This is a genomic window from Mesorhizobium mediterraneum, assembly GCF_002284565.1.
Taxonomy (GTDB): domain Bacteria; phylum Pseudomonadota; class Alphaproteobacteria; order Rhizobiales; family Rhizobiaceae; genus Mesorhizobium; species Mesorhizobium mediterraneum.
Map to the genome: position 1 here is coordinate 329,845 of NZ_NPKI01000032.1, position 24,597 is coordinate 354,441.

A 24,597-nucleotide genomic window follows, 5' to 3' on the forward strand; every position below is an offset into this window, starting at 1 on the left:
CCGGCTTCGTTCAAGCGAAGGTCTTGGCGAAGGTGTCGATCTCCGCCTTCAGCTTGGCGCGTAGATCGTCCGACAGCGCCTTCTCCTTGCGGATACCGTCGAGCACCTCCTTGCCGGCCGAGCGCATGTGGCTGAGCAAGCCATGCTCGAACTTGCTGACCTGGTCGATCGCCAGCTTGTCGAGATAGCCGTTGACGCCGGCGAAGATCACCGCGACCTGTTCCTCGACCTTGAGCGGCGAGAATTGCGGCTGCTTCAGGAGTTCGGTCAGGCGCGCACCGCGGTTGAGCAGGCGCTGCGTGGCGGCGTCGAGGTCGGAGCCGAACTGAGCGAAGGCCGCCATTTCGCGGTACTGCGCGAGCTCGCCCTTGATCGAGCCGGCGACCTGCTTCATCGCCTTGATCTGCGCCGAGGAGCCGACGCGCGACACCGACAGGCCGACATTGACCGCCGGGCGGACGCCCTGGAAGAACAGATTGGTTTCCAGGAAGATCTGGCCGTCGGTGATCGAGATGACGTTGGTCGGGATGTAGGCCGACACGTCGTTGGCCTGGGTCTCGATGATCGGCAACGCCGTCAGCGAACCGCCGCCATTGTCGTCATTGAGCTTGGCGGCCCGCTCCAGAAGACGCGAATGCAGATAGAAGACGTCGCCCGGATAGGCTTCGCGGCCAGGCGGGCGGCGCAGCAGCAGCGACATCTGGCGGTAAGCGACGGCCTGCTTCGACAGATCGTCATAGCTGATCAGCGCATGCATGCCGTTGTCGCGGAAATACTCGCCCATCGTGCAGGCGGTGAACGGCGCCAGGAACTGCATCGGCGCCGGATCGGAAGCGGTGGCGGCGACGATGATCGAATAGTCGAGCGCGCCGCGCTCTTCGAGAACTTTCACGAACTGCGCGACGGTCGAGCGCTTCTGGCCGACGGCGACGTAGACGCAGTAGAGCTTTTCCTTCTCCGGCCCGTGATCGTGCACCGATTTCTGGTTGAGCATCGTGTCGAGGATGATCGCGGTCTTGCCGGTCTGGCGATCGCCGATGACCAGCTCGCGCTGGCCGCGGCCGACCGGGATCAGCGCATCAATGGCCTTGAGGCCGGTCGACATCGGCTCGTTCACCGATTTGCGTGGAATGATGCCGGGCGCCTTGACGTCGACGCGCTTGCGCTCGGTCGCCTTGATCGGGCCCTTGCCGTCGATCGGGTTGCCGAGCGCGTCGACGACGCGGCCGAGCAGGCCCATGCCGACAGGCGTATCGACGATGGCGCCGGTGCGCTTGACGATGTCGCCTTCCTTGATGTCGCGGTCGGCGCCGAAGATGACGACGCCGACATTGTCGGCTTCGAGGTTGAGCGCCATGCCGCGGATGCCGCCAGGGAACTCGACCATCTCGCCGGCCTGGACATTGTCGAGGCCATAGACGCGGGCGATGCCGTCACCGACGGACAGAACCTGGCCGACTTCGGAGACCTCGGCCTCCTTGCCGAAATTCTTGATCTGGTCTTTCAGAATTGCGGAAATTTCCGCGGCGCGGATGTCCATCAGCCGACCTCTTTCAGTGCAAGCTTGAGCGAATTGAGTTTGGTTTTGAGCGACGTATCGATCTGACGCGAGCCTATCTTGACCACCAGCCCGCCGAGCAGCGACGGATCGACGGTCACGGTGATCGCGACATCCTTGCCGGCAACGCTTTTCAGCGCCGCCTTCAGCTCGGTTTGCTGAGCCGCCGTCAGCGCATGCGCCGAGGTGACTTCAGCGGCGGTCTCGCCACGATGCTCGGCGGCGATCTGGCGGAAAGCCTTGATCATGCCAGGGATGGCGAACAGCCGGCGGTTCTGGGCGACGACGCGCAGGAAATTTCCGGTGAGGCCGGTGATCCCTGCCTTGTCGGCGATCGCCGCAATGGCCCTGGCCTGGTCTTCGCTGGAGAACACCGGGCTATTGATCAGACGGGTGAGGTCGGCACTGCCTTCGAGCATCGTCGCGAAACTGTTGAGGTCAGCCTCAACCTTAGCAACCGAGTTTGCCTGCAGCGCGAGCTCGAACAGCGAACCCGCATAGCGTTCTGCAACACCTGAGATTGGCGATGACGATTGGGCCACGGACCGTCTTTTCTCTTGTCTGACAGGCCGCAGATTATTGGCGCGAGCGAGAACTCTGGCTAAATCTTTGACCTTACTGCATTTTTCCAAGCACGGAGGCGCGGCTTCCGCTATCCCCGGCCGAAAGTCGATTGCCGTCTAGCACAGGCATTTTAAGACCGCAATGCGTCGTCCTGCATGGTTTTAGGCACTATTGTCGCATCTGGCGGCCGAGCTCAACGACTGGCCCCGAATTAGCCTTTGATTCAAGGCACAAAGCCGAAGGCGAAGGCAAGCGGCAGCGCCGCCAACACCAGTTCCACCACAATTGAAACCCAGTTGAAAGGCGTGTTGGCGCCATCCGACATCATCGACAGAAGCCGGCCGAAGGCGGTGAACAGCCAGGAAAAGCCAAGCGCCATGTAGAGCAGCGGCTGCGCCAGCAGAATGCAGCACAGGCTAACGCCGAGATAGAAGCCCGACATCCTGCCGCGCCCTTCGGCGATCGCCGCCGCCTTCTCGGGCTTGACCTGCAGCCGCAGGATGCGGAAGGCCAGCCCCGGCGCCAGGAACAGCAGCAGGCCGAACAGCAACGTCACGACAGCGCTCGACCACGCCAGCCACTCGCCCTGGCTCATCGGCCACGGAAACGCAAATTCCATCTTGTCCCCTCGTAAATGGCTGCTTCGAAATTTCGGGCATTCTAGCGAAGGAAGAGACATGCGCCAGATGGGCGCCGGCAATTTGCGAAAAGCGCATCAACCTAGCGCGAATTCGACCGCCGCCTCGGCATGGATGCGCGTCGTATCGAACACAGGAATGTCGAAGTCCGGCTGGCCGATCAGCATGGTGATCTCGGTACACCCCATGATGACGCCGTCGATCTTTTCGTCGCGCCGCAGGCGAGCGATTTCATCAACGTAGGCCGCCTTTGATTCGGTACTGACGATGCCCTGGCAAAGTTCGTCGTAGATCACGCGATGAACCATATCCCGCCCGGCTTGATCAGGCACCACCGGTTGAAGTCCGTATTTGTCGGTGAGCCGGCCCTTGTAGAAATCCTGTTCCATGGTGAAGCGCGTCGCCAGCAGCGCCGGCCGCTTGACGCCGGCCTGGCTGATCGCAACGGCGGTGGCGTCGGCGATGTGGATGAGCGGTATCGACACCGCCGTCTGCACCGTGTCGGCCAGCTTGTGCATGGTGTTGGTGCAGATCAGCAGCCCTTCGGCGCCGGCTGCTTCCAGCTTGCGCGCGGCGTCGACCAGCCGAACGCCCGCCCCCTGCCAGTCGCCAGCGTGCTGCCGTTCGGCGATCTCGGCGAAGTCGAACGACCACAGCAGCAGTTTCGCCGAATGCAGCCCACCCAGCCGCTCGCGCACGATCTCGTTGAGCAGGCGGTAGTAGATCGCTGTCGATTCCCAGCTCATGCCGCCGATGAGGCCAAGGGTTTTCATGATGGGCTGTTCCTTTTCCTGTGCGATTCCTATATTGTGACCACATGAGACCACAAGGAGTTCTCGCATGAAGACAATGCAGCTACGAGAAGCGAAGGCGAGCCTTTCCGTGCTCGTGGCGGCGGCGGCGAATGGCGAGCCTACTGTCATTACCAAGCACGGCAAGCCGACAGCCATGGTTGTACCGATCGATGAGGGACGGAAGCTCTATCCGCAAAACAGCCAAAAAGACTTCGTGGATTTCCTGCTTCAATACCCAGGTGGCATCGAGCTTGAGCGGAACGAATCGCCATCGCGGGAAGTCGAGTTTTGAGCGACTATCTGCTTGATACGTCTTTTCTCTCGGCCTTTGCACCTGGCCGCACTCCGATTCCTCAACATGTGCAGAAGTGGGTTGCTGAACAACGGGAGCGTGGCTCCTGGCATATGTCGTCGATCGTTATTCTAGAGGTGGAAAGAGGCATCGCCAAACTGAAGCGGTCAGGCGGACATGCGAAGGTGGAACGCATCAGCCGCTGGTTCGAAAGTTTACTTGTCGAATTTGACCAGCGCATCCTCCCCGTCGATGTTGCAATCGCGCGAGAAGCCGGACGACTGGAAGACGCAACTATCGCACGAGGTGTCAGTCCGGGCTTGGCTGATGTCTTGATCGCAGCGACTGCTCGTTTGAACGGCCTGTCTGTCTTGACAGCCAATGTCCGGCATTTCGCCATCCTCGATGTACCGTACCTGAACCCATTCGCTGAGGGCGGGCCAAGGGCTTAATTCTTCGCCCATCACAAAAAGCTCTGCGGGTCGATATCGACCTGCACACGCACCGAGCCCCGTATCTTCGGTCCCTCGGCCAGCATGGCTCGGATGAACCCTTGCATGTCAGCGCGCCGCTCGCCCTGGATCAGCAGGCGAAAGCGATGGCGGCCGCCGATCAGCGACAGCGGCGCCTCGGCCGGTCCGAGCACGAACAGGTCGCTTGCCTGCGGTGCGGCACGCCGCAGGCCGCGGGCGTGCCCTTCGGCTTCCGCCCGCGTCGCCGCACTGACGATGACGCCGGCGAGCCGGCCGAAAGGCGGCAGCGCCGCTCGTTCACGTTCCGTGATCTCGCGCTCGTAAAAAGCCTCGGCGTCGCCGGAGACGATCGCCCGCATCACCGGGTGGTCGGGCTGGAAGGTCTGCAGCAGGCCAAGGCTTTTCTTGCCGGTTCTTCCGGCGCGGCCCGTCACCTGGCTGAGCAGTTGGAAGGTGCGCTCGGCGGCGCGCGGATCGCCATTGGCAAGACCGAGATCGGCGTCGACCACGCCGACCAGCGTCATGTTGGGGAAATTGTGACCCTTGGCGACAAGCTGCGTGCCGATGACGATGTCGGCCTCGCCATTGGCGATGGCTTCAAGCTCCAGCCTCAGCCGCCGCACACCGCCCATCAGGTCGGACGACAGCACGATGGTTCGGGCGTCGGGGAAATGCGCAACGACCTCTTCGGCGATGCGCTCGACGCCCGGCCCGCAGGCGACCAGATGATCGAGCGTGCCGCATTCCGGGCAGGCCTCGGGACGGCGTTCATTGTGCCCGCAATGGTGGCAGACGAGCTGGCCACGAAAGCGATGCTCGACCAGCCAGGCCGAGCAGACCGGGCAGCCGAAGCGGTGACCGCAGACCCGGCACAGCGTCAGCGGCGCATAGCCGCGCCGGTTGAGGAACAGCAGCGATTGTTCCTTTTTCTCCAGTGTCTGGCGCATACGGCCAAGCAGCACCGGCGACAGGAAGCCGCCGCGTGCCGGCGGGGCGCGGCGCATGTCGATCGTCTTCAGGTCGGGAAGGGCCGCCTCGGCAAAGCGCGCCGCAAGCACCGCCCTGTCATAGCGCCCCTGGCTCGCATTGACCCGGCTTTCGACCGACGGCGTCGCCGAGGCAAGCACGACCGGAAAGCCGCCGATATGGCCGCGCACCACCGCCATGTCGCGGGCGTTGTAGAAGACGCGGTCTTCCTGCTTGTAGGCGGGGTCGTGCTCCTCGTCGACGACGATCAGCCCGAGTTCCCGGAACGGTAGGAACAGCGCCGAACGCGCGCCGGCAACGACGCGCACTCCACCTTCCGCCACCTGCCGCCAGACACGCTCGCGCATCCTTGGCGGCAGGTCCGAATGCCATTCCGCCGGCTTGGCGCCGAATCGCTCCTGGAAGCGCTCGAGGAAGGCGTGGGTCAGCGCGATCTCCGGCAGCAGGATCAGCACCTGCTTGCCACGGTCGAGCGCCGCCGCCACCGCCTCGAAATAGACCTCCGTCTTGCCGGACCCGGTCACGCCGTCGAGCAGCGTGACGCCGAATGCGCCGGCCGCGACATTGGTGCGCAGCATGGCGGCCGCATCGCTCTGGTCCGGCATCAGCGAAGGCTGGGCGTAGCTGGGGTCGGGTGCTGCGACGACCGGTCGCGGCGGGATCATGACCGTCTCGAACACGCCTTGCGCTTTCAGCCCGTCGATGACGGTCGACGAAACGCCGGCCGCATGCGCCAGCCCGGACCGCGTCCAGGCAAGCCCGCCTTCGGCTGTTTCCAGCACGCGCATCCGCGCACCCGTCATCCGATCGGGTTTGGCAAAGGTGCGTTGCAACCCTTCGATCCACGGTTCCGGGTCGAAGGCCTCCGGCGCCCGCAGCAGCATGCGCGCCACCATGCCGGGCGGCGACAGCGTGTATTGCGCGATCCAGTCGACGAAGCGGCGCATGGCGCGGTCGATCGGCGGGCAGTCGAAGACCTGCTCGATCGGGCGCAGTTTTTTGGCATCGACCTTTTCGACGGCGCCATCCCAGACGATGCCCGCAACCTGGCGCGGACCAAGCGGCACGCGCACGATCGAGCCCGGCACCACGCGCATGCCGGCGGGCACGGCATAGGTGTAGGGGCGCTCGGCGGGCATCGGCACCAGCACTGGCGCGGCTGCGACAAAGGGCGAATCTTCGATCATGAGGCGTGACCTTGCCCCGACTTTCGTCTAGAGCAAAGGCCGACCCCAAATGTGCATGGCATGCACATGAAAATCTTCAGGAGACCCGCCATGAAATTTTTTGTCGACACTGCCGATGTCAATGAAATCCGTGACCTGAACGATCTGGGGCTGCTCGACGGCGTTACCACCAATCCTTCGCTGATCCTCAAATCCGGCGGCAAGATCGCCGACGTCACCAGGGAGATCTGCGAGATCGTCAAGGGCCCGGTCTCTGCCGAAGTCGTCGCCACCGAATACAAGGACATGATGGCGGAGGCCAAGATCCTGGCCAGGATCGCCGACAATGTCTGCATCAAGGTGCCGCTGACGCTCGACGGCCTGAGAGCCTGTAAGGATATCCGGTCGGACGGCCGCATGGTCAACGTCACGCTCTGCTTCTCGGCGACCCAGGCGCTGCTCGCCGCCAAGGCCGGCGCCTCCTTCATCTCGCCCTTCGTCGGCCGCATCGACGACACCGGCTGGGATGGCATGGAACTGATCTCGGACATCCGCACCATCTACGATAATTATGATTTCCAGACCGAGATCCTGACCGCTTCGGTGCGCACCGTGAACCATGTCAAGCAGGCCGCGCTGATCGGCGCCGACGTCATCACCGCGCCGCCGGCAACGCTGAAGGCGCTGGTCAAGCACCCGCTGACCGACAAGGGCCTGGAGCAGTTCCTCGCTGATTGGGCTAAGACCGGCCAGAAGATCGGCTGAAAACAAGACGCCGCGTTCATGAAAAAAGGCCGAGCAATCGGCCTTTTTTGTGCGCCAGCAAGCGGCTGTGAGCGAGAACCGGAACGTCTTGATCGAGGCCGGAAAGTTAACCCGCCACCGTCTTGCCGTGCTTGACCAGATCCTGGGCGATCGACAGGCGCAGCAGGTCCGCCAATTCGCGCGCCGCGCGGTTCTCGGCGTCGATTTGCGCCCGGTAGGAGGCAAACTCCTGACGGGGCTTGTCGAAGGACGACGCTATCGAGCGCTTGCCGGTCGCGATGGTCGTGCCGGTCTTGGCGTCGGTCAGCACATAGTTCGCGGTCAGTGTCACCGTGCCCGCCGTCGGCTCGTCCTCATCGGTTGTGACCTGCACGATTGCAGCGGACTCGACAAGTTCGCTAACGCCGAGATCAAGCGAATAGGCAGGTGAAGCCGGCTCCCCCGCACCCTGGCCGAGCGCGAAGATCAGGTTGTTGCGGACCTGCTGAGCGTAGCGGGTGTTGACCGGCTTGACCGAGATGGACCCGAGTTCGGCGGCAGCGCCGACTTGCGACCCGGCCGACAACGGCGCGCTCGAATAGAGCGGGCGCACCGTGCAGGCTGAAACCAGCGCAACCGAAGCGACCAGGCCGCAAAGCGCTGCGCGGCGCAGCAAATACGTCACTTCTGTCTTCCCTAAGTCAGGCAACGACATTGACGATCCTCTGCGGGACGATGATCACTTTGCGCGGCGCCTTACCTTCGAGCGCTTTCTGCACGAAGTCGAGAGCCAGAACCGCTTTTTCGACCGCACCTTGGTCCGCGTCGCGGGCAATTGTCAAATCGCCGCGCTTCTTGCCGTTGACCTGGACCGGCAGCACGATCTCGCTGTCGACGACGAGCGACGGATCATACGCCGGCCAGGGCAGTTCGGCGACCAGATCGGTGCCGCCGAGCGTCTGCCAGCATTCCTCGGCCAGATGCGGCATGACCGGCGCGATCAGATGCACAAGGATGTCGACGGCTTGCCGGCAGGCACCTTTCAGCGCCGCACCGGCCTTGCCTTCGGCCACCTCGTTGAGCGGCGTTGTGAGCGCATTGGCGAGCTCGTAGATGCGGGCGATGGCGCGGTTGAAGGCGAGCTTTTCGATATCCTCGCCGACGGATTTCAGGATCTTATGCGCGGCCTTGGAAACAGTCCCCGCCTCGCCCTCCTCCGCCGCTGCCGGTTGGGTGCCGGCAAGCGATTCGGCGGCCGTCGACACCAGGCGCCAGATGCGCTGGATGAAGCGATGCGCGCCGGCCGCACCTTCGTCGGTCCATTCGACGTCGCGCTCGGGCGGCGAGTCTGACAGCATGAACCAGCGCGCGGTGTCGGCGCCGTAGCCGTCGGTGATCTCTTCCGGGCTCACCGTGTTCTTCTTCGACTTCGACATTTTTTCGAGCGGGCCGATTACAGCCTCTTCGCCGGTCGCGATTTCGATGGCGCGGCGCTTGCCGTCGACGTCCTCCAGCCGCACCTCGCTGGGCGCAAGCCAGCGGCTGTTCGACCCACTGCCGACCCGATAGGTCTCGTGCACCACCATGCCTTGCGTGAACAGTCCCCTGAACGGCTCGGCGAGATCGACATGGCCGGTCTCGCGCATGGCGCGGGTGAAGAAGCGCGAATAGAGCAGGTGCAGGATGGCGTGCTCGATGCCGCCAATATACTGATCGACCGGCAGCCATTCAGTCGCTGCCTTGGGATCGGTCGGGTCGTTCGCCCAGGGCGCGGTGAAGCGCGCGAAATACCACGACGAATCGACGAACGTGTCCATCGTGTCGGTTTCGCGGCGTGCATCCTTGCCGCATTGCGGGCATTTGACATGCCGCCATGTCGGATGGCGGTCGAGCGGATTGCCCGGCCGGTCGAACTCGATATCGTCCGGCAGCCTGACCGGCAGGTCCGCCTTCGGCACCGGCACCACGCCGCAATCCTCGCAATGGATCATCGGGATCGGGCAGCCCCAGTAGCGCTGGCGCGAAATGCCCCAGTCGCGCAGGCGGAAGTTCACCTTGCGCTCGGCCATCGGCCGGTTGCCGATGGTCTTTTGTTCCAGCAGCTTCGCCACCTCGTCGAACGCCTGATCCGGCTTCATGCCGTCGAGGAAGCGCGAATTGATCATCACGCCGTCGCCGACATAGGCCTCGTCAATGATCTGGAAGTTTCCTTGATTCTCGCCTTCCGGCATCACCACCGGGATGACCGGCAGGCCATATTTGTTGGCGAAGTCGAGGTCGCGCTGGTCACCGGACGGACAGCCGAAGATGGCGCCGGTGCCGTATTCCATCAGCACGAAATTGGCGACGTAGACAGGCAGCGTCCAGTTGGCGTCGAATGGGTGAACGACGCGGATACCGGTATCGAAACCCTTCTTCTCGGCCGTCTCCAGTGCCGCTACCGAAGTGCCCATGTGGCGAACCTCGTCGATGAACTTGGCCAGCGCCGGGTTGCTTTCGGCCGCCTTCTTCGCCAGCGGATGATCAGCTGCGACCGCCATGAAGGAGGCGCCGAAGATGGTGTCGGGCCGCGTCGTGTAGACCTCCAGCTCATCTTCGCCGTCGATCACCTTGCCAGTGGCTGGGCCAGTAGCTGGGGTGGCCAGCGGCCAGCGGATCAGCAGGCCTTCCGAACGGCCGATCCAGTTCGCCTGCATCAGCTTCACTTTTTCCGGCCAGTCGTCGAGGCCTTCGAGCGAGTCCAGCAGATCCTGCGCATAGTCGGTGATCTTGAAGAACCACTGCGTCAGCTCGCGCTGCTCGACCAGCGCGCCCGAGCGCCAGCCGCGTCCGTCGATGACCTGCTCGTTGGCAAGCACCGTCATGTCCTCCGGATCCCAGTTGACCTTGGAGGATTTGCGCGTCACCAGACCCTTCTCGACAAAATCGAGGAACAGCATCTGCTGGCGATGGTAATAGTCGACATCGCAGGTGGCGAATTCGCGTGCCCAGTCGAGCGACAGGCCCATGACCTTGAGCTGCTCGCGCATGACGGCGATGTTCTGATAGGTCCAGTCCTTGGGATGGACCTTGTTCTGCATGGCCGCGTTCTCGGCCGGCATGCCGAAGGCGTCCCAGCCCATCGGGTGCAGCACGTTGAAACCCTTGGCCCGCTTGTAGCGCGCCACCACGTCGCCCATCGTGTAGTTACGGGTATGGCCGATATGGATACGCCCCGACGGATAGGGGAACATCTCCAGCACGTAGTATTTCGGGCGCGGGTCGTCGTTGTCAGCCTCGAACAGCTTCTTGGCGTCCCAGGCCTTCTGCCATTTGGGCTCTGATGCGCGCGGGTTGTATCGTTCGGTTGCCATCGGATGTTTTTCACTTAAAAGCATGCGCGAACGGCCGGACAATGCCCGGCGGCTCAGGAAATGTCGTCGCGGTGTTCACCATGGATTGCCGGACCCGTCAACTGCGGCGATCCGGCGAGTATCAAAACTAGAGGCAGATATAGGCATGACGAGCGCCGTCGAACAGTTTTTCACGGTCAAGGCGAAGATCGCCGCTGCCGAGCGCGAGGCGGGACGGCAGGCCGGCGCGGTGACGCTGGTCGCGGTCTCGAAGACCTTCGACGCCAACGATATCCGCCCGGTCATCGAGGCCGGCCAGCGTATCTTCGGCGAGAACCGCGTCCAGGAAGCACAAGGAAAATGGCCGGCGCTGAAGGAAGCTTTCCCCGACATCGAGCTGCATCTTATCGGTCCGCTGCAATCGAACAAGGCGAAGGAAGCGGTCGCGCTGTTCGACGTCGTCGAGACGGTCGATCGCGAGAAGATCGCCGCCGAACTCGCCAAGGAGATCGCCAGACAAGGCCGGTCGCCAAGGCTCTACGTCCAGGTCAACACCGGCTCGGAACCGCAAAAGGCCGGCATCGAACCGCGTGAGGCCGTCGCCTTCGTCACCCGTTGCCGCACGGTTCATGGCCTCGCCATCGAAGGTCTGATGTGCATTCCGCCGGCCGACGAGAATCCCGGCCCGCATTTCGCCCTGCTGGAGAAACTTGGGGTTGAGGCCAAGGTAGAAAAGCTCTCGATGGGCATGTCCGGCGATTACGAGACAGCGATCGCCTTCGGCGCCACCAGCGTCAGGATCGGCTCGGCGATCTTCGGTAGCCGTTAACGGACGTTTCGTTTTGCCACCGTTTGTCCAGCCTTGATGTCCAGACATGTCAGGTATATATCTAGCCAAGCTAGCTAGGAGAGACCAATGAACTGGCACCTTCAGGATGCAAAGAACAACTTTTCCAAAGTGGTTCAGCGTGCACGCAGCGAAGGACCGCAGACGGTAACCCTGCGCGGCGAGCGCGCAGCAGTGGTGCTTTCTGCCGAAGACTATGACCGTCTGGCGGGAAAAAAGAAGACGCTGGCAGAGTATCTTCTGACCGGTCCGGTCTGGGATGATGATTTTGCCGAGGAGGTCAACCGTCGCTCGGATACGATGATCCGCGACATCGACCTCTGATGTACCTGCTTGACACGAACATCGTTTCGGATGTGGAACGACGCTTACTCAAGCCGACTGCCTGGCTGGCTTCCATAGACCCGGATTCGATAAGTCTCAGCGTTATCACCATCGGCGAGATCGAACGCGCGATCGTCAAGTTGCGTAAAGTCGATCCCGAACGAGGCACGCGTCTTGATCTTTGGTTGCGAGAACTTCGCCGAGATAATGCCGATCGCATCCTTGCGGTTACCGAAGAGGTCGCCTTGGCCTGGGGCCGCATTTCAGCAGGTCGCACACGAGGCAGCGCCGACACGCTCATCGCCGCGACCGCGCTCGTCCACGACCTCATTCTGGTTACGCGCAACGTCGCCGACTTCAACGATACCGGGGTGACGGTCCTCAACCCTTGGGCTATCTGACCTCCATTCGGCCTCACGGCACCGACGCGGTCGCAATGCTAGACGATCGTAGCGGCCGCGTCATAGCACCGCATTGCGACGCCTGGGCTGCGCGCTAGCTCCGTGGGAGAACCCGAGCGACCAAGCATGGCCGTTCCTTTGCAATGCCAAAGGAGGGCAACATGAGCAAGGAACACGTTCCCCATAACCGATATGTCTCCAACGGCCTGCACCCGCACGTCTATCTGGCGATGGTCGGCCTTGCCGCGTGGTACGCGCTGTCGGCCTGGGCGGGCTTCGGGGACGGCGGCTATACCGACTATCTTCTCGTCGTCATGACCGGATTCATCATCATCTCGGTGGCATTGCCCGCCATTGCAGGGCGCGTCTGGCTTCGACATCATCGTCGGACGTCCGCGACCGCCCACAGCTTCGAGGATTGGATGACCGGCGAATTCGATACCGGGCAAGGTCGCATGAGCGCCAAGACGGCGGTGGTCGAGCTCCTCCTGCCGCTCGCCGCCGTCGCCTTTGGCATGACGGCCTTCGCGATCGTGGCGCGCCTGGTTGGTTGAGGCGGCGCCTTTCTGCCAGGGCTGGCAAAAACCCTTCGTGATGAGCGTGATGGCCGGCAACCGGCGCCCTTTGCGCCGAAAAAGTAGTTCAATCTCCTCTTCGGCTTGACGTTTCGGAAGCCGGCGGGCTCCCGATCTTTTTTGGGCTCAGGACAACCGGACAGTCTCGACCAAAAAGTCGAGAAAGGCCCGCACCCGCGCCGGCAAGTGCTTGCCCTGGCCGACATAGACGGCATGGGTGAGCTCCTCATCGCCGGGGTTGAAGTCCTCCAGAAGCGGTACCAGCCGCCCGGCGGCGATGTCGGGCTCCACATGCCAGCGCGCCAGCCGGGCGATGCCCGCTCCGGAGAGCGCCATCAGCCGCATCGCCTCGCCATCGCTGACCAGCGCATTTCCGGTGATCGGGACGACAATGGTCTCGCCGGCTGCGCCGACGAAAGGCCAGCCGTCGATATGGCGCACGAAGCAGAAACCCATCCGGTTGTGATGATCGAGATCGGCAGGCGTTCGGGGCGTGCCATGCGTCCTGAGGTAGGATGGCGCGGCGACGACGACCACCGGACTTTGCCCGAGCTTGCGGGCGACCAACCGTGATTCGCCGAGCGGCCCGGCGCGGATCGCGACATCGGCGCGCTCTTCCAACAGGTCGATGACACTGTCGGTCAAAACCAGATCGACGGCGATTTCCGGATAGCGCTCGAGGAACCGCGGCAACAGCGGGATCAGCCGGTGCTGCCCGAACGGCACGTAGCTGTTGACGCGCAGCCGCCCACGCGGGGCGGCACCCGCCGCCGCCTCGCGCTCGGCTGCCGCCATGTCAGCCAGGATGCGCACGCCGCTGTCGAAGAAGGCCGCTCCCTCCGGTGTCAGCTGCAGCTTGCGTGTCGAACGGCTGATCAGCCGCGCGCCGAGCCGCGCCTCCAGCCGCGCAATCAGCTTGCTCACCGCCGACGGCGTCATCCGCAAGGCGCGAGCGGCGGCCGAAAAGCTGCCCGCCTCGACGACGCGGACGAACACTTCGATCTCGCCGGAGCGGTTGATGTCGGGTCTCGCCATTCGTGAATCTATTTCACAGACAATGTGCCCGACGCAAGGCTGGTTCACAGCACATCGCGACACGATCTTCCGGGACGGGGCGTGGGAAGACCGGCGTCCCATCAAACGACCGCGATCGAAGTGGGAACCGCCATGCCTCTTGCTCTTTATGCCCTCGCCGCCGGTGCCTTCGGCATCGGTGTCACCGAATTCGTCATCATGGGCCTGCTGCTCGACGTCAGCACCGATCTCGGCGTCTCGATCTCGGCCGCCGGCCAGCTGATTTCCGGCTATGCGCTGGGCGTCGTCATCGGCGCGCCGCTGCTGACCATCGCCACCGGCCGCTGGCCGCGCAAAACCGTGCTTCTGGCGCTGATGGCGATCTTCACGCTGGGCAACCTCGCCTGTGCGCTCGCCCCCGACTACTGGACACTGATGGGTGCCCGCGTGCTCACCGCCTTTGCCCACGGCACCTTCTTCGGCGTCGGCTCCGTCGTTGCGACCGGGCTGGTGGCGCCCAACAAGAAGGCTTCGGCGATCGCCCTGATGTTCACCGGCCTGACCATTGCCAACATCCTCGGCGTGCCCTTCGGCACCTGGCTCGGCCAGGCCTTCGGCTGGCGGGCGACCTTCTGGGCTGTAACCCTTATCGGCATCGTTGCCTTCGCCATCATTCTCCTGCTGGTGCCGCGCAGCCAGACAGAGCCGGAGAAGAGCGACCTGCGCGGCGATCTCGCCGTGCTCGGCCGCGCGCCGGTTCTGCTTGGTTTCGCCACCACCGTGCTTGGCTATGCCGGCGTCTTCGCCGTCTTCACCTATATCGCCCCCTTGCTGACCGAGATCACCGGTTTTGAGGAAGCAGCCGTGTCGCCGATCCTGCTTGTCTTCGGCGGCGGCCTCATCGCCGGCAATCTCGCCGGCGGCAAATTCGCCGACCGCTGGCTGGTGCCTTCGGTTCTCGGCAGTCTCGTCGTGCTGGCGCTGGTGCTCGGCTCGATGACCTTCGCCCTACACAGCCAGGCAATGGCCGTCATCTATGTCGGCCTGCTCGGCGCCGCCGCCTTCGCCACTGTGGCGCCGCTGCAGATGTGGGTGCTGGAGAAAGCGCAAGGCGCCGGCCAGAGCCTCGCCTCGTCCTTCAACATCGCCGCCTTCAATCTCGGCAACGCCGCCGGCGCCTGGCTCGGCGGCATGGTCATCGCCCATGGTCCCGGCCTCGGCGCCGTCACCTGGGTCGCGGCCCTGCTGCCGCTCTCGGCGCTGGCCGTGGCGGCACTGGCGCTTCGCCTCGACCAAAATACCGTCCTCGCCACACCGGAAATCGTGCGGTCATAGGTCGGCAACCCTCAATCACTCTTCAAAAAACTCATCCGACATCATCAAGGAGCAAAACCATGGACTATCGACGTCTAGGCGCCTCGGGCCTGAAGGTCCCGGCACTCTCGTTCGGCGCTGGAACCTTCGGCGGTTCAGGCCCGCTGTTCGGCGCCTGGGGCAACAGCGATGCGACGGAAGCGCGGCGGCTAATCGATATCTGCCTCGAGGCCGGCGTCAACCTGTTCGATACCGCCGACGTCTATTCGAACGGCGCCTCCGAAGAAGTGCTCGGCGCGGCCATCAAGGGCCGCCGTGATGCCGTGCTGATCTCGACCAAGACCTCGCTGCCGATGGGCGACGGACCCAACGATGCCGGTTCCTCCCGTTCGCGTCTCATCAAAGCCGTCGAGGACGCGCTCAAGCGTCTCGGCACCGATTACATCGACCTGCTGCAACTGCATGCTTTCGACGCCGCAACGCCGATCGAGGAGGTGCTGTCGACGCTGGACAGTCTCGTGCGCGCCGGCAAGCTGCGCTATGTCGGCGTGTCCAATTTTTCCGGCTGGCAAGTGATGAAATCACTCGGCCTGGCGGACAAGCATGGCTACCCGCGCTACGTCGCCCATCAGGTCTATTATTCGCTGGTCGGGCGCGACTATGAATGGGAGTTGATGCCGCTCGGTCTCGACCAGGGTGTCGGTGCGCTGGTGTGGAGCCCGCTCGGTTGGGGCCGCCTGACCGGCAAGATCCGCCGCGGCGAGCCACTGCCGGAAAAAAGCCGGTTGCACGACACCGCGAGCTTCGGGCCGCCGGTCGATGACGAACATCTCTACCGGGTCGTCGATGCGCTCGACACTGTCGCCCAGGAAACCGGCAAGACCGTGCCGCAGATCGCCATCAACTGGTTGCTGCAGCGGCCGACCGTCGCCTCTGTCATTGTCGGCGCGCGCAACGAGCAGCAGCTGCGCCAGAACCTCGGCGCAGTCGGTTGGTCATTGACATCAGACCAGATGAAGAAGCTCGACGCAGCAAGCGAAGTCACCGCGCCCTATCCGTATTTTCCGTATCGCCGGCAGGAAGGTTTTGCCAGGCTCAGCCCGCCTGCGGTTTGACCCCGCTCGATACAAATGCCCCGGGGACAGGGCATGTTGAGATTCCAGGTCAGGGCGCGCCGAGAATGGTGGCTTCCGAGAACCGGAGCGGAGCGTACTTAAAGTACGTGAGCACCCGGAAGCGCAGGAAACCGCCATTCGCAGGCCGGCCTCACCTGAATATCGACATGCCCTAATGCAGCACGAACTCGCCGTCGACTTTGTGCCACTCATTCGGCGCGATCAGCTTCTGGTGCGTATAGCTCACCGAATGCAGCGGGCCATCGAGCTTGGTCTGCCAGAACTCGATGAACCGGATCAGCACCGGAAATTTCGGAGCGATGTCGTAGTCCTGCCAGATGAAGCTCTGCAGCAGATGCGGATGATCGGGAAAATGATAAAGAATCTTGGCCGTGGTCAAGCCATATCCCCTAAGCATCAGGTCCATTTCGGATTGGTCGCGCATTTCGATCCTCTGGGTTGATTCTCCTTTCCTCCCAATGCGAAATTGTGCGCGCTATTTGCTTAATCGTCTATTGATTTTTTGTGGTTGAAGCCGGGTTTACTGTGCAAAATCATAAAGTTAGCAGCCGTCAACCCCGAGTGCTGACAACGGTGAGAAAAGCTTCTGCGGCATCCCGCCGCGCAAATCCAACGTCTAATGTTGCCGTCACCGCGGAACTGTTAATAATGCGCGCGAATTCGCGGCCGCTTCGCCGTGATGCCGACGGCGGTCAAGCCGGGCGGCCTGGTTTCGGGAGGAAAGTGAAGAAATGTCCGAGGTTCATGTCCATCGCGTCCAGCCGGCGTGGAAGAAGAATGCGCTGATCGACAATGACACCTATTTGAAATGGTACGCCGACAGCGTGAAGAACCCGGACAAGTTCTGGGGCAAGCACGGCAAGCGCATCGACTGGTTCAAGCCCTACAGCAAGGTCAAGAACACCTCCTTCGACGGCAAGGTCTCGATCAAATGGTTCGAGGACGGCGAGACCAATGTCTCATGGAACTGCATCGACCGGCATCTGAAGAAGCGCGGCGACCAGACCGCCATCATCTGGGAAGGCGACAACCCTTACGACGACAGGAAGATCACCTATAACGAGCTCTACGGCCATGTCTGCCGGCTCGCCAATGTGATGAAGAAGCACGGCGTCAAGAAGGGCGACCGCGTCACCATCTACATGCCGATGATCCCGGAAGCCGCCTATGCGATGCTCGCCTGCACGCGCATCGGCGCCATCCATTCGGTGGTCTTCGGCGGCTTCTCTCCGGACGCGCTGGCCGGCCGCATCGACGACTGCAAGTCGACCTTCGTCATCACCGCCGACGAGGGCCTGCGCGGCGGCAAGCCGATCCCGTTGAAGGATAATACCGACAAGGCGATCGAGATCGCCGCCAAGGCCGGAACGAAAGTCGAGAAGGTCGTGGTGGTGCGCCGCACCGGCGGCAAGACCGGCTGGGTGGCCGGACGCGACGTCTGGTACCACGACGAGGTCGCGACGGTTAAGGCGGAATGCAAGCCGGAGAAGATGAAGGCCGAGGACCCGCTGTTCATCCTTTACACGTCGGGTTCGACCGGCAAGCCGAAGGGCGTGCTGCACACCACGGCGGGCTATCTCGTCTATGTCTCGATGACCCACCAACATGTCTTCGACTATCATGACGGCGACATCTACTGGTGCACGGCCGATGTCGGCTGGGTCACCGGCCACAGCTATATCGTCTACGGGCCGCTCGCCAACGGCGCCACCACACTGATGTTCGAAGGCGTGCCGAACTACCCGTCGCAGTCCCGCTTCTGGGAGGTCATCGACAAACACAAGGTCAATATCTTCTACACCGCGCCGACGGCGTTGCGCGCGCTGATGGGCGCCGGCGACGCCCATGTCGCCAGGACGTCGCGAAAGTCGCTGCGTGTGCTCGGCACGGTCGGCGAGCCGATCAATCCGGAGGCCTGGGAGTGGTATTTCAACGTCGTCGGCAACGGCAAGGTGCCGATCGTCGACACATGGTGGCAGACCGAGACGGGCGGCATCCTGATCACGCCTCTGCCCGGCGCCACCCACCTTAAGGCAGGTTCCGCGACGCGGCCGTTCTTCGGCGTGAAGCCGGAACTGGTGGACGGCGACGGCAAGGTGCTGGAAGGTGTTGCCAGCGGCAACCTCTGCATCGCCGATTCATGGCCAGGCCAGATGCGCACCGTCTATGGCGACCACGAGCGTTTCGAACAGACCTATTTTTCGAGCTATAAGGGCAAATACTTTACCGGCGACGGCTGCCGCCGCGACGCCGATGGCTACTACTGGATCACCGGCCGCGTCGACGACGTCATCAATGTCTCCGGCCACCGCATGGGCACGGCCGAGGTCGAATCCGCGCTGGTTTCGCACGAGAAAGTCTCGGAAGCTGCCGTCGTCGGCTATCCGCACGACATCAAGGGCCAGGGCATCTACTGTTATGTCACGCTGATGGCCGGCGAGAAGCCGGGCGAGGAGCTGCGCAAGGAACTCATCGCCCATGTCCGCAAGGACATCGGCGCCATCGCCACGCCCGACAAGATCCAGTTCGCTCCGGGCCTGCCGAAGACCCGTTCGGGCAAGATCATGCGGCGCATCCTGCGCAAGATCGCCGAGGACGATTTTGCCGCGCTCGGCGATACCTCGACGCTGGCCGATCCGGCGGTCGTCGACGACCTCGTCGCCAACCGGCAAAACAAGAGGGCTTGATGCAGGCAGCAACCGCCACAACGTGCGCAAATCTCGGCGTCTACTGCTTGGTCGACCGGCCGGCCCGTGTCGAGAGATGATGCGGTTCGTTTAGGCGGTGCAGAACATTTGAGATGAGGGCGGGACAGCGCCCCCCTCTGTCCTGCCGGACATCTCCCCCACTTGGGGGGAGATCGGCAGTTCGGGCGCCGCGCCCAGAATACCACGCCGGCGATTGGCGAAAGCCGTGGTGACGGCCAATCTCCCTCCTTGTGGGGGAGATGTCCGGCAGGGCAGAGGGGGGCGCGAAGGATCGCGGCAGAACGCAACATGTGTGCTGATCATCGATACAAATCCGCTCGCGTCGGCGGCAGACCGCTTGGACCCCGCGCCCGCTTGGTGACGACGGTCTGGAAAATCTGCGCCGAGGCGCGTTCGAAAGTGATCGAACAGCCGGTGAGATAAAGCAGCCAGAGGCGCGCCTTGGCTTCGCCAACCTCGGCGATCGCTTCGTCGAAGCGTGCGTGCAGGCGCTCGGCCCACAGGCGGCAGGTGCGGGCGTAGTGCTCGCGCAAATTCTCGACATCGTAGACGAGGAAGCCGTGCGCTTCGAGATTGCCGAGCGTCATCCCGATCGTGTCGAGCTCGCCGCCGGGAAAGATGTATTTGATCAGCGCCTTGAATTCCGGGCCTTTGCGCAAGGTCTTCTTGATGCTGCCCTTGTCGCGCCGGGTGATGGCGTGATGCAGATAGATGCCGCCCGGCTTGAGCAGGCGATGGATGGTCGAGAAATAGGCCGCGTGGTTGGCGAGCCCCAGATGCTCGAACATGCCGATCGACGAGATCTTGTCGAAGGAGCCGGACAGCTCGGCGTAGGATTTTATCTCGATGGTGATGCGATCCTCCAGCCCCTCGGCGCGGACGCGCTCGCGGGCTAGCTGGGTCTGGGCTTCCGACAGCGAGACGCCGTGGCCGACGACACCGTAATTTTTCGCGGCATGGATGAGCATGGCTCCCCAGCCGCAGCCGATGTCGAGCAGCCTTTCGCCCGGCTTCAGCCGGAGCTTGCGGCAGATGTGGTCGAGCTTGTCTTTCTGCGCCTGGTCGATGCCGTTGGCGAAATCGGTGAAATAGCCGCAGCTATAGACCATGCGTTCATCGAGGAAGAGGCGGTAGAAGGCGTTCGAAATGTCGTAGTGGTGCTGGATCGCTTGCCTGTTCGACCCGCTGACGAAGGGGTTGCGCCCGGAAAGGTTGGTCCGCGCCGCCATCTGCTTTCTCGAAAACAGCACGGCCGGCAAGTCGCGCAAGATCGCGAGTTTCGGCAATGTCTTTAGCTTCGTCCTGAGCTTGCCTTGCGAAGGCAGGGCGTAGAAATCGAACAGCGATCCGCCTTCCACGTCGATTGTCTTGGAAATCCACATTTCGATCAGCGTCGAAAGGGACGGCCGGCGGATCACCTGCCAGACGATGTCCTGGTCATTGATGGTGAGCACAGGGCCGGTGACCGGCCCGATCCGCTCGCCGGTCCACAGCCTGACCGCGAAACCCGGCTTCAGCGTTTCGATAGCCGTTCGAACAATCCGTGCTGCCTTGTCGGCTGCCTCCATTCCCGTCCTCTCATGCTCAGCACGCTGGCGGTCCGGCGCCGACTTTGCCTGTCCGATCGGATAGTCGCAAGCCGCTAGCGACAAGCTCGCACGGCATTTTCACCATGGCGCCTTGCCATTTGCGGATCGACACCCCATCATGAGGGCGTGTTCAACAAATCGAAAGGAGGTGATCCGATGTCGAGTGATTTCGTTTTCCAGAACGTGGCCTCAGCGGATTGCACTTTCGGGAAGCAGTCTTCCCGTTAAGGCGCGAGATGCGCGGCTGGTGACGTAAAACGTCGCCGCCATGGGCCGCGCCATGGACGGAAACACGGAAGGCCGCCGACTTCGAGAGAAGCGGCGGCCTTTTCCTTGTTCTGGACCCCGTTTAGTCAATGCCCTCTACTTGGTCAGTGCCAGGCTTTCGATGTTGCGCGCTATGTCCTGGAAAGCCTGATTGAGTTCCGTCCCGTTGGCGGCCTGATAGAAGTGCTTGATCTTGGCGGTATCCGGGCTCGCGCAATTCTGCAGTGTCGCCTGGGCATTCTCCTCGTTGAGATCGAAACCGATGGTGAAGATTTCGATGCCCTTGTCGCGCATGGCGGTACACAGCGTCTTGGCTGCCGTGCGAGTCGGTTCCTTGCCGGCATCATTGTAGACCTCACCGACAGTGCTGGCGTCGAAATAGGACAGGTTAAACTCGCCGTCGGTCATCAGGATCGCGATTTTGGCGACCTTTTTCGGATCCGCCTTGGCCGGCCGCTGCGAAGCATTCATCACGCTGCCCCAGTTTTCCGAAAGCATGTACCAGGTCCACTGCACGCCGATATGGCCCGCGGTGCCGCCCGACGCGACAAAGTTCTTGATGACGTTCTTGAGCGCCGTGGCGTCCGCCGTCAGCGGCTTCAACGCGGCGGCCGGGCAGGCAGCCGTGCCGGTCTGCCAGGCGAAGGACGACAACAGGTAGTCGCGATTGACCATGCTGACATCGGGACCGGCATCCGAATATTGATAGGTGCCCTTGCGCTCGGTGGCGCAATTGTCCGGACGCGTTAAGCCGGAGACGTACTGTACGGCGCCATTGCCGGGCGCCTGCTTGCGCTGGCTGGTCGAGGTTTCGACATAGACGCTGCTGCCGGCAAGCGCGCCGGCATTCACCGAATTGGCGTAGGGCACGATGGAGACTCGCACCCGTGGCTTGGCGGGGTCCTGACCGCTCAGGAAGCTGTCGACCGCGTTCGCCGCAGCCGTCCTCAGATCGATGATTTTCTGGCCCGCCATCGACCCTGTGACGTCGAGCATCATCGCCACTTCGATCGTCTTGTCCGAATAGACCGCCGTCGTCGATGCGGCAACGCGCTTCATATCACCCATGCTGAAAATCGGAAAATAAAGGCCGACATCGACATAGACGTCCGCCTGGACCGTCTTGGCGATTTTGTCGACTGTCAATTTGTCGAGGACGATCTGGTCAGCGCTCAGGATGCCCGCTTGGCTGTTGGCGTTGAGAAAGGCCTGCACCGATGTGTTGGCATCGGCCTCCTTGATAACGCCGGTCGTCAGGTCGCGCGCCGTCGAGGTCACCGCCGCATCGACCACGCCTTGCAGGCTCGACTTGGCGTTGGAGAGCTGGGAGACGTTGACGGCAAAGCCGGCGCCCAGTGCCAGCACCGACGCGACGATGCCGAACAGAACCGCAAAATTTCCGCTGCGATCCTTGGCAAAGCCGCCGATCGCGTCAACAAGACCCCCAAAATGCCGCATGCTTCCGCCTCCATTCGCCAACGACATCGAGGTCGTGTGAAGGCGCATTGCAGGAATCCGGCCGGATGGCACCGCCAAGGGACCAACAGCCAACGGCTCATTGTCAAACCATTGTTTCTGCTTGGTTTGGGAATGCGACAGGGTGAACAACCGGTAAACGACAAGCCGCTGCGGCAGTTTCGTTTACGAAATGCTTACCATGATCCCGCCGTGTGCCGTGGAGCACAAGAACTCGGTCCCGATCCGGCACAGACGGGCTGTGCCGAAGCGGATCAGGCTCACCAGATCTGTAGGACAGCCCCGGATGATAGTAACAGCGGGACGCACGCCGTTCGCCTGAGCTTCTATGCCAGCATCTGCGCGCTGACGGTCCTGTCGACGCCGCGATGGGGCGGGTTGAACAAGTTGCTTTCCTGCTCGTAGGTCCAGACCTTGAACAGCCCAAGCCGGTGCGGGCCGAAACTGTGCAGCAGCGGCACGTCTGTCGCGTCGCGGCCGCGCGCGATGACGATGCGGCCGATCCTCGGCATGTTGTGGCGGGGGTCGAACGTGTACCATTTGCCATCGAGGAACACTTCCAGCCACGCCGAAAAATCCATCGGTGCCGGGTCGAGCGGCACGCCGATGTCGCCGAGATAACCGTTCACATAGCGGGCGGGGATGTTCATGCAGCGGCAGAGCGTGATCGCCAGATGAGCGAAGTCGCGGCAGACGCCGACGCGCTCTTCATGCGCCTGCGCCGCCGTGCGTGTCGGGCGCGCATAGCCGTAGCCGAACGACAGACGGTTGTGGACATAGTCGACGATCGCCTGCACCCGCGCCCAACCGGAGGGAACAGGGCCGAAAACCTGCCAGGCCAATCCGCCGAGGTGGTCGGTCTCGCAATAGCGGCTGCCGAGCAGATAGCAGAGCACGTCGTCGGGCAACTCCGCCACCGGCACTTCCCTGGCCAGTAGGTTGACCTCGTCGGCCTCGCCGCTGTCCTCGACGACGGCGTCGTAGAGAATGCGAAAGCCGCCGCCAGGCGCCGTGAAGCGACGGCAGGTGTTGCCATAAAGGTCGTGATAGAGCCTGGTTGGGACGGCCGGCGAGGTCAGCACGCGCGTCTGCCGCTTGATGTCTGCCTGCCGCTCCTTGTGGATCTCGAGCAGCGAAATCACCGGGGTGGCTTCCGCACAGTCGATGGCGATTTCGTAGCCGAGCCGAATCAGCATCGCGGTTCCACCCCTTTTTGAGCATCGCGGAAGACAGTCTGGTGAACGCGAGACGGCTCGCCGTGGTTCCCTGGCATTGTCGAAAACGCGGCCTCGCGCCTTCCCATGCAGCCGACGCGACGTTACGGTCGATCGACAGGCTTTGATCTCTCCGAAACAACCTCCCGGGATAGCAGATGTTCGCAGGCAAAAAATTCGCAGCCTTCCTGTTCGACATGGACGGCACAGTGGTCAATTCGATTGCCGCGGCAGAAAGGGTATGGGCAGATTGGGCACACCGGCAAGGTCTCGACGTTGCTGCATTCCTGCCGACGATCCACGGCGTGCGGGCGATTGAGACCATAGCTCGGCTGGCGCTTCCAGGCGTCGACCCGATGCGCGAAGCCGATGCGCTTCTGAAGGCCGAGGTGGCCGATATCGACGGCATCCTTCCGATCGCCGGCGCCGCGGCGTTTCTGGCGTCGCTGCCGCCCGAGCGCTGGGCCATCGTCACCTCTGCGCCGCGCGAGCTGGCTCTCCTGCGCATCGCGGCCGCCGGCATCCCGCTTCCCGCTGTCCTTGTCGCGGCCGAGGACGTTTCCCACGGCAAGCCGGCGCCCGATTGCTTCCGGCTGGCGGCCGAGCGGCTGGGCGTCGATGCGCGCGACTGCCTCGTTTTCGAAGATGCGCCCGCCGGAATATCGGCGGCCGAGGCGGCAGGTGCTGCGGTCATGGTGATCAGCGCCACGCACCAGCATCCGCTGCAAACGCCGCATGCCGCAATCGCCGGTTACGACGCGATCGGCATCGCTGTTGACGACCGCGGCTGGATCGCCCTCGAGCCGGAGCGCGCCGCCGAGGTCTGCTAAGCCTCAAGTATCAGGGTCGTGACTAGAAATCGCTGGTCAGGCCCTTGACCTCCCAATCGCCATAGCGGCCGGGCTCCTTGCCGCCACGACCGCCGATCTCCCGGGGCATCGCGGCTTCCTGCTGGCGGTAGTGTTCGCGCCGTGCTTCCGCTTCCGCCAAGGCGCGGCGGGCTGCCGGCGTCAGCGTCTTTTGCAGCGCACGGTGACCGGGGCCGGCATTTGTATTACCGGTTTTGCCTGTTTTACTGGTTTCGTCGATCATGCGATATTCCCGGATTGAAACAGGGCCAAGCGTTTCCCATCATATAGCGATGAGCCGACAAGGATCGACCCCTTTTACGCAGCGCCGGCAGA

General features: G+C 62.9%; 24 protein-coding genes. 11 read left to right on the plus strand and 13 right to left on the minus strand.

From position 1 onward, the window contains the following. Window positions 1-10: 10 nt before the first annotated feature. The 4 genes from atpA to CIT25_RS25460 form a co-directional block, all read right to left on the minus strand. Window positions 11-1,540: a F0F1 ATP synthase subunit alpha gene (gene atpA / locus CIT25_RS25445; RefSeq protein ID WP_095487564.1), complete on the minus strand. Its 1,530-nt coding sequence runs from the start codon at window positions 1,538-1,540 to the stop codon at window positions 11-13. Beyond that, window positions 1,540-2,100: a F0F1 ATP synthase subunit delta gene (locus CIT25_RS25450; RefSeq protein ID WP_095487565.1), complete on the minus strand. Its 561-nt coding sequence runs from the start codon at window positions 2,098-2,100 to the stop codon at window positions 1,540-1,542. Before CIT25_RS25450 ends, atpA begins: the two co-directional genes overlap by 1 nt. A 245-nt stretch (window positions 2,101-2,345) precedes the next feature. Then, complete coding sequence (locus CIT25_RS25455; protein WP_095487567.1) at window positions 2,346-2,741, minus strand: AGROH133_08824 family phage infection protein; 396 nt, start codon at window positions 2,739-2,741, stop codon at window positions 2,346-2,348. A gap of 96 nt (window positions 2,742-2,837) precedes the next feature. Next, a complete protein-coding gene (locus CIT25_RS25460; protein ID WP_095487569.1) occupies window positions 2,838-3,533 on the minus strand; it encodes an aspartate/glutamate racemase family protein in 696 nt (231 codons plus the stop codon). Between the two features lie 67 nt (window positions 3,534-3,600). On the opposite strand from CIT25_RS25460, the gene CIT25_RS25465 reads away from it, so the two are divergent. Both CIT25_RS25465 and CIT25_RS25470 read left to right on the plus strand, forming a co-directional pair. Further along, complete coding sequence (locus tag CIT25_RS25465) at window positions 3,601-3,846, plus strand: type II toxin-antitoxin system Phd/YefM family antitoxin (protein WP_095487571.1); 246 nt, start codon at window positions 3,601-3,603, stop codon at window positions 3,844-3,846. Further along, window positions 3,843-4,298, plus strand: a complete 456-nt coding sequence (locus CIT25_RS25470) for a type II toxin-antitoxin system VapC family toxin (RefSeq protein WP_095487573.1) — start codon at window positions 3,843-3,845, stop codon at window positions 4,296-4,298. The genes CIT25_RS25465 and CIT25_RS25470 overlap by 4 nt, the downstream gene beginning before the upstream one ends. An 11-nt stretch (window positions 4,299-4,309) precedes the next feature. On the opposite strand, the gene CIT25_RS25475 is transcribed toward CIT25_RS25470, so the two are convergent. Next, window positions 4,310-6,493, minus strand: coding sequence for a primosomal protein N' (locus CIT25_RS25475; RefSeq protein WP_095487575.1), 2,184 nt, complete (start codon window positions 6,491-6,493; stop codon window positions 4,310-4,312). Window positions 6,494-6,583: 90 nt separating this feature from the next. Here CIT25_RS25475 and fsa point away from each other — a divergent pair, with 90 nt between their 5' ends. After that, window positions 6,584-7,237 (plus strand): fructose-6-phosphate aldolase, encoded by a 654-nt coding sequence (gene fsa / locus CIT25_RS25480; RefSeq protein ID WP_095487577.1) that lies wholly within the window; start codon window positions 6,584-6,586, stop codon window positions 7,235-7,237. A gap of 106 nt (window positions 7,238-7,343) precedes the next feature. Here fsa and lptE read toward each other — a convergent pair whose 3' ends face one another. Together lptE and leuS are read right to left on the minus strand one after the other, a co-directional pair. Then, a complete protein-coding gene (gene lptE, locus CIT25_RS25485) occupies window positions 7,344-7,931 on the minus strand; it encodes an LPS assembly lipoprotein LptE (protein WP_095487579.1) in 588 nt (195 codons plus the stop codon). After that, window positions 7,918-10,569, minus strand: coding sequence for a leucine--tRNA ligase (leuS, locus tag CIT25_RS25490; RefSeq protein WP_095487581.1), 2,652 nt, complete (start codon window positions 10,567-10,569; stop codon window positions 7,918-7,920). Before leuS ends, lptE begins: the two co-directional genes overlap by 14 nt. A 145-nt stretch (window positions 10,570-10,714) precedes the next feature. Here leuS and CIT25_RS25495 point away from each other — a divergent pair, with 145 nt between their 5' ends. From CIT25_RS25495 to CIT25_RS25510, 4 genes are all read left to right on the plus strand, one after another. Continuing rightward, a complete protein-coding gene (locus tag CIT25_RS25495; RefSeq protein ID WP_095487583.1) occupies window positions 10,715-11,377 on the plus strand; it encodes a YggS family pyridoxal phosphate-dependent enzyme in 663 nt (220 codons plus the stop codon). Window positions 11,378-11,464: 87 nt separating this feature from the next. Next, window positions 11,465-11,719, plus strand: a complete 255-nt coding sequence (locus CIT25_RS25500) for a type II toxin-antitoxin system Phd/YefM family antitoxin (RefSeq protein WP_095487585.1) — start codon at window positions 11,465-11,467, stop codon at window positions 11,717-11,719. Further along, window positions 11,719-12,120: a type II toxin-antitoxin system VapC family toxin gene (locus CIT25_RS25505; protein ID WP_095487587.1), complete on the plus strand. Its 402-nt coding sequence runs from the start codon at window positions 11,719-11,721 to the stop codon at window positions 12,118-12,120. The genes CIT25_RS25500 and CIT25_RS25505 overlap by 1 nt, the downstream gene beginning before the upstream one ends. A gap of 161 nt (window positions 12,121-12,281) precedes the next feature. Then, window positions 12,282-12,674, plus strand: a complete 393-nt coding sequence (locus CIT25_RS25510; protein ID WP_158302647.1) for a hypothetical protein — start codon at window positions 12,282-12,284, stop codon at window positions 12,672-12,674. Between the two features lie 147 nt (window positions 12,675-12,821). On the opposite strand, the gene CIT25_RS25515 is transcribed toward CIT25_RS25510, so the two are convergent. Beyond that, on the minus strand, window positions 12,822-13,730 hold the full coding sequence (locus CIT25_RS25515; protein ID WP_095487591.1) for a LysR family transcriptional regulator: 909 nt from the start codon (window positions 13,728-13,730) through the stop codon (window positions 12,822-12,824). A 132-nt stretch (window positions 13,731-13,862) separates the two neighbouring features. On the opposite strand from CIT25_RS25515, the gene CIT25_RS25520 reads away from it, so the two are divergent. Further along, entirely contained in the window at window positions 13,863-15,044 is a 1,182-nt protein-coding gene (locus tag CIT25_RS25520) for an MFS transporter (RefSeq protein WP_095487593.1), read from the plus strand. A gap of 59 nt (window positions 15,045-15,103) precedes the next feature. Continuing rightward, a complete protein-coding gene (locus CIT25_RS25525) occupies window positions 15,104-16,138 on the plus strand; it encodes an aldo/keto reductase (RefSeq protein WP_095487595.1) in 1,035 nt (344 codons plus the stop codon). Window positions 16,139-16,310: 172 nt separating this feature from the next. Here the strand turns inward: CIT25_RS25525 and CIT25_RS25530 are convergent, their stop codons facing one another. Beyond that, a complete protein-coding gene (locus CIT25_RS25530) occupies window positions 16,311-16,583 on the minus strand; it encodes an usg protein (protein WP_095487597.1) in 273 nt (90 codons plus the stop codon). A gap of 307 nt (window positions 16,584-16,890) precedes the next feature. Between CIT25_RS25530 and acs the strand changes: the two genes are divergently transcribed. Beyond that, complete coding sequence (gene acs, locus CIT25_RS25535; RefSeq protein ID WP_095487599.1) at window positions 16,891-18,846, plus strand: acetate--CoA ligase; 1,956 nt, start codon at window positions 16,891-16,893, stop codon at window positions 18,844-18,846. Window positions 18,847-19,166: 320 nt separating this feature from the next. On the opposite strand, the gene CIT25_RS25545 is transcribed toward acs, so the two are convergent. From CIT25_RS25545 to CIT25_RS25555, 3 genes are all read right to left on the minus strand, one after another. Further along, the gene (locus tag CIT25_RS25545) at window positions 19,167-20,435 is read right to left on the minus strand and encodes an SAM-dependent methyltransferase (RefSeq protein WP_095487603.1); all 1,269 of its coding nucleotides are present in this window, start codon (window positions 20,433-20,435) and stop codon (window positions 19,167-19,169) included. 384 nt (window positions 20,436-20,819) lie between these two features. Next, complete coding sequence (locus CIT25_RS25550) at window positions 20,820-22,181, minus strand: pilus assembly protein (RefSeq protein WP_095487719.1); 1,362 nt, start codon at window positions 22,179-22,181, stop codon at window positions 20,820-20,822. A gap of 344 nt (window positions 22,182-22,525) precedes the next feature. After that, a complete protein-coding gene (locus CIT25_RS25555) occupies window positions 22,526-23,395 on the minus strand; it encodes a transglutaminase-like domain-containing protein (RefSeq protein ID WP_095487605.1) in 870 nt (289 codons plus the stop codon). 176 nt (window positions 23,396-23,571) lie between these two features. Between CIT25_RS25555 and CIT25_RS25560 the strand changes: the two genes are divergently transcribed. After that, a complete protein-coding gene (locus CIT25_RS25560; RefSeq protein ID WP_095487607.1) occupies window positions 23,572-24,243 on the plus strand; it encodes an HAD-IA family hydrolase in 672 nt (223 codons plus the stop codon). A 22-nt stretch (window positions 24,244-24,265) separates the two neighbouring features. Here the strand turns inward: CIT25_RS25560 and CIT25_RS25565 are convergent, their stop codons facing one another. Beyond that, window positions 24,266-24,505 (minus strand): DUF1674 domain-containing protein, encoded by a 240-nt coding sequence (locus CIT25_RS25565; protein WP_164547085.1) that lies wholly within the window; start codon window positions 24,503-24,505, stop codon window positions 24,266-24,268. Between the last annotated feature and the right edge of the window lie 92 nt (window positions 24,506-24,597).

Excerpts from the sequence above, each read along its gene's own strand:
- fsa (WP_095487577.1), top strand. The coding sequence starts at position 6,584 with ATGAAATTTTTTGTCGACACTGCCGATGTCAATGAAATCCGTGACCTG.
- CIT25_RS25545 (WP_095487603.1), bottom strand. The coding sequence starts at position 20,435 with ATGGAGGCAGCCGACAAGGCAGCACGGATTGTTCGAACGGCTATCGAA.
- leuS (WP_095487581.1), bottom strand. The coding sequence starts at position 10,569 with ATGGCAACCGAACGATACAACCCGCGCGCATCAGAGCCCAAATGGCAG.
- CIT25_RS25460 (WP_095487569.1), bottom strand. The coding sequence starts at position 3,533 with ATGAAAACCCTTGGCCTCATCGGCGGCATGAGCTGGGAATCGACAGCG.
- CIT25_RS25530 (WP_095487597.1), bottom strand. The coding sequence starts at position 16,583 with ATGCGCGACCAATCCGAAATGGACCTGATGCTTAGGGGATATGGCTTG.
- CIT25_RS25465 (WP_095487571.1), top strand. The coding sequence starts at position 3,601 with ATGAAGACAATGCAGCTACGAGAAGCGAAGGCGAGCCTTTCCGTGCTC.
- CIT25_RS25525 (WP_095487595.1), top strand. The coding sequence starts at position 15,104 with ATGGACTATCGACGTCTAGGCGCCTCGGGCCTGAAGGTCCCGGCACTC.
- CIT25_RS25510 (WP_158302647.1), top strand. The coding sequence starts at position 12,282 with ATGAGCAAGGAACACGTTCCCCATAACCGATATGTCTCCAACGGCCTG.
- CIT25_RS25515 (WP_095487591.1), bottom strand. The coding sequence starts at position 13,730 with ATGGCGAGACCCGACATCAACCGCTCCGGCGAGATCGAAGTGTTCGTC.
- acs (WP_095487599.1), top strand. The coding sequence starts at position 16,891 with ATGTCCGAGGTTCATGTCCATCGCGTCCAGCCGGCGTGGAAGAAGAAT.
- CIT25_RS25505 (WP_095487587.1), top strand. The coding sequence starts at position 11,719 with ATGTACCTGCTTGACACGAACATCGTTTCGGATGTGGAACGACGCTTA.
- CIT25_RS25455 (WP_095487567.1), bottom strand. The coding sequence starts at position 2,741 with ATGGAATTTGCGTTTCCGTGGCCGATGAGCCAGGGCGAGTGGCTGGCG.
- CIT25_RS25560 (WP_095487607.1), top strand. The coding sequence starts at position 23,572 with ATGTTCGCAGGCAAAAAATTCGCAGCCTTCCTGTTCGACATGGACGGC.
- atpA (WP_095487564.1), bottom strand. The coding sequence starts at position 1,540 with ATGGACATCCGCGCCGCGGAAATTTCCGCAATTCTGAAAGACCAGATC.
- lptE (WP_095487579.1), bottom strand. The coding sequence starts at position 7,931 with ATGTCGTTGCCTGACTTAGGGAAGACAGAAGTGACGTATTTGCTGCGC.
- CIT25_RS25565 (WP_164547085.1), bottom strand. The coding sequence starts at position 24,505 with ATGATCGACGAAACCAGTAAAACAGGCAAAACCGGTAATACAAATGCC.
- CIT25_RS25555 (WP_095487605.1), bottom strand. The coding sequence starts at position 23,395 with ATGCTGATTCGGCTCGGCTACGAAATCGCCATCGACTGTGCGGAAGCC.
- CIT25_RS25520 (WP_095487593.1), top strand. The coding sequence starts at position 13,863 with ATGCCTCTTGCTCTTTATGCCCTCGCCGCCGGTGCCTTCGGCATCGGT.
- CIT25_RS25495 (WP_095487583.1), top strand. The coding sequence starts at position 10,715 with ATGACGAGCGCCGTCGAACAGTTTTTCACGGTCAAGGCGAAGATCGCC.
- CIT25_RS25500 (WP_095487585.1), top strand. The coding sequence starts at position 11,465 with ATGAACTGGCACCTTCAGGATGCAAAGAACAACTTTTCCAAAGTGGTT.
- CIT25_RS25550 (WP_095487719.1), bottom strand. The coding sequence starts at position 22,181 with ATGCGGCATTTTGGGGGTCTTGTTGACGCGATCGGCGGCTTTGCCAAG.
- CIT25_RS25475 (WP_095487575.1), bottom strand. The coding sequence starts at position 6,493 with ATGATCGAAGATTCGCCCTTTGTCGCAGCCGCGCCAGTGCTGGTGCCG.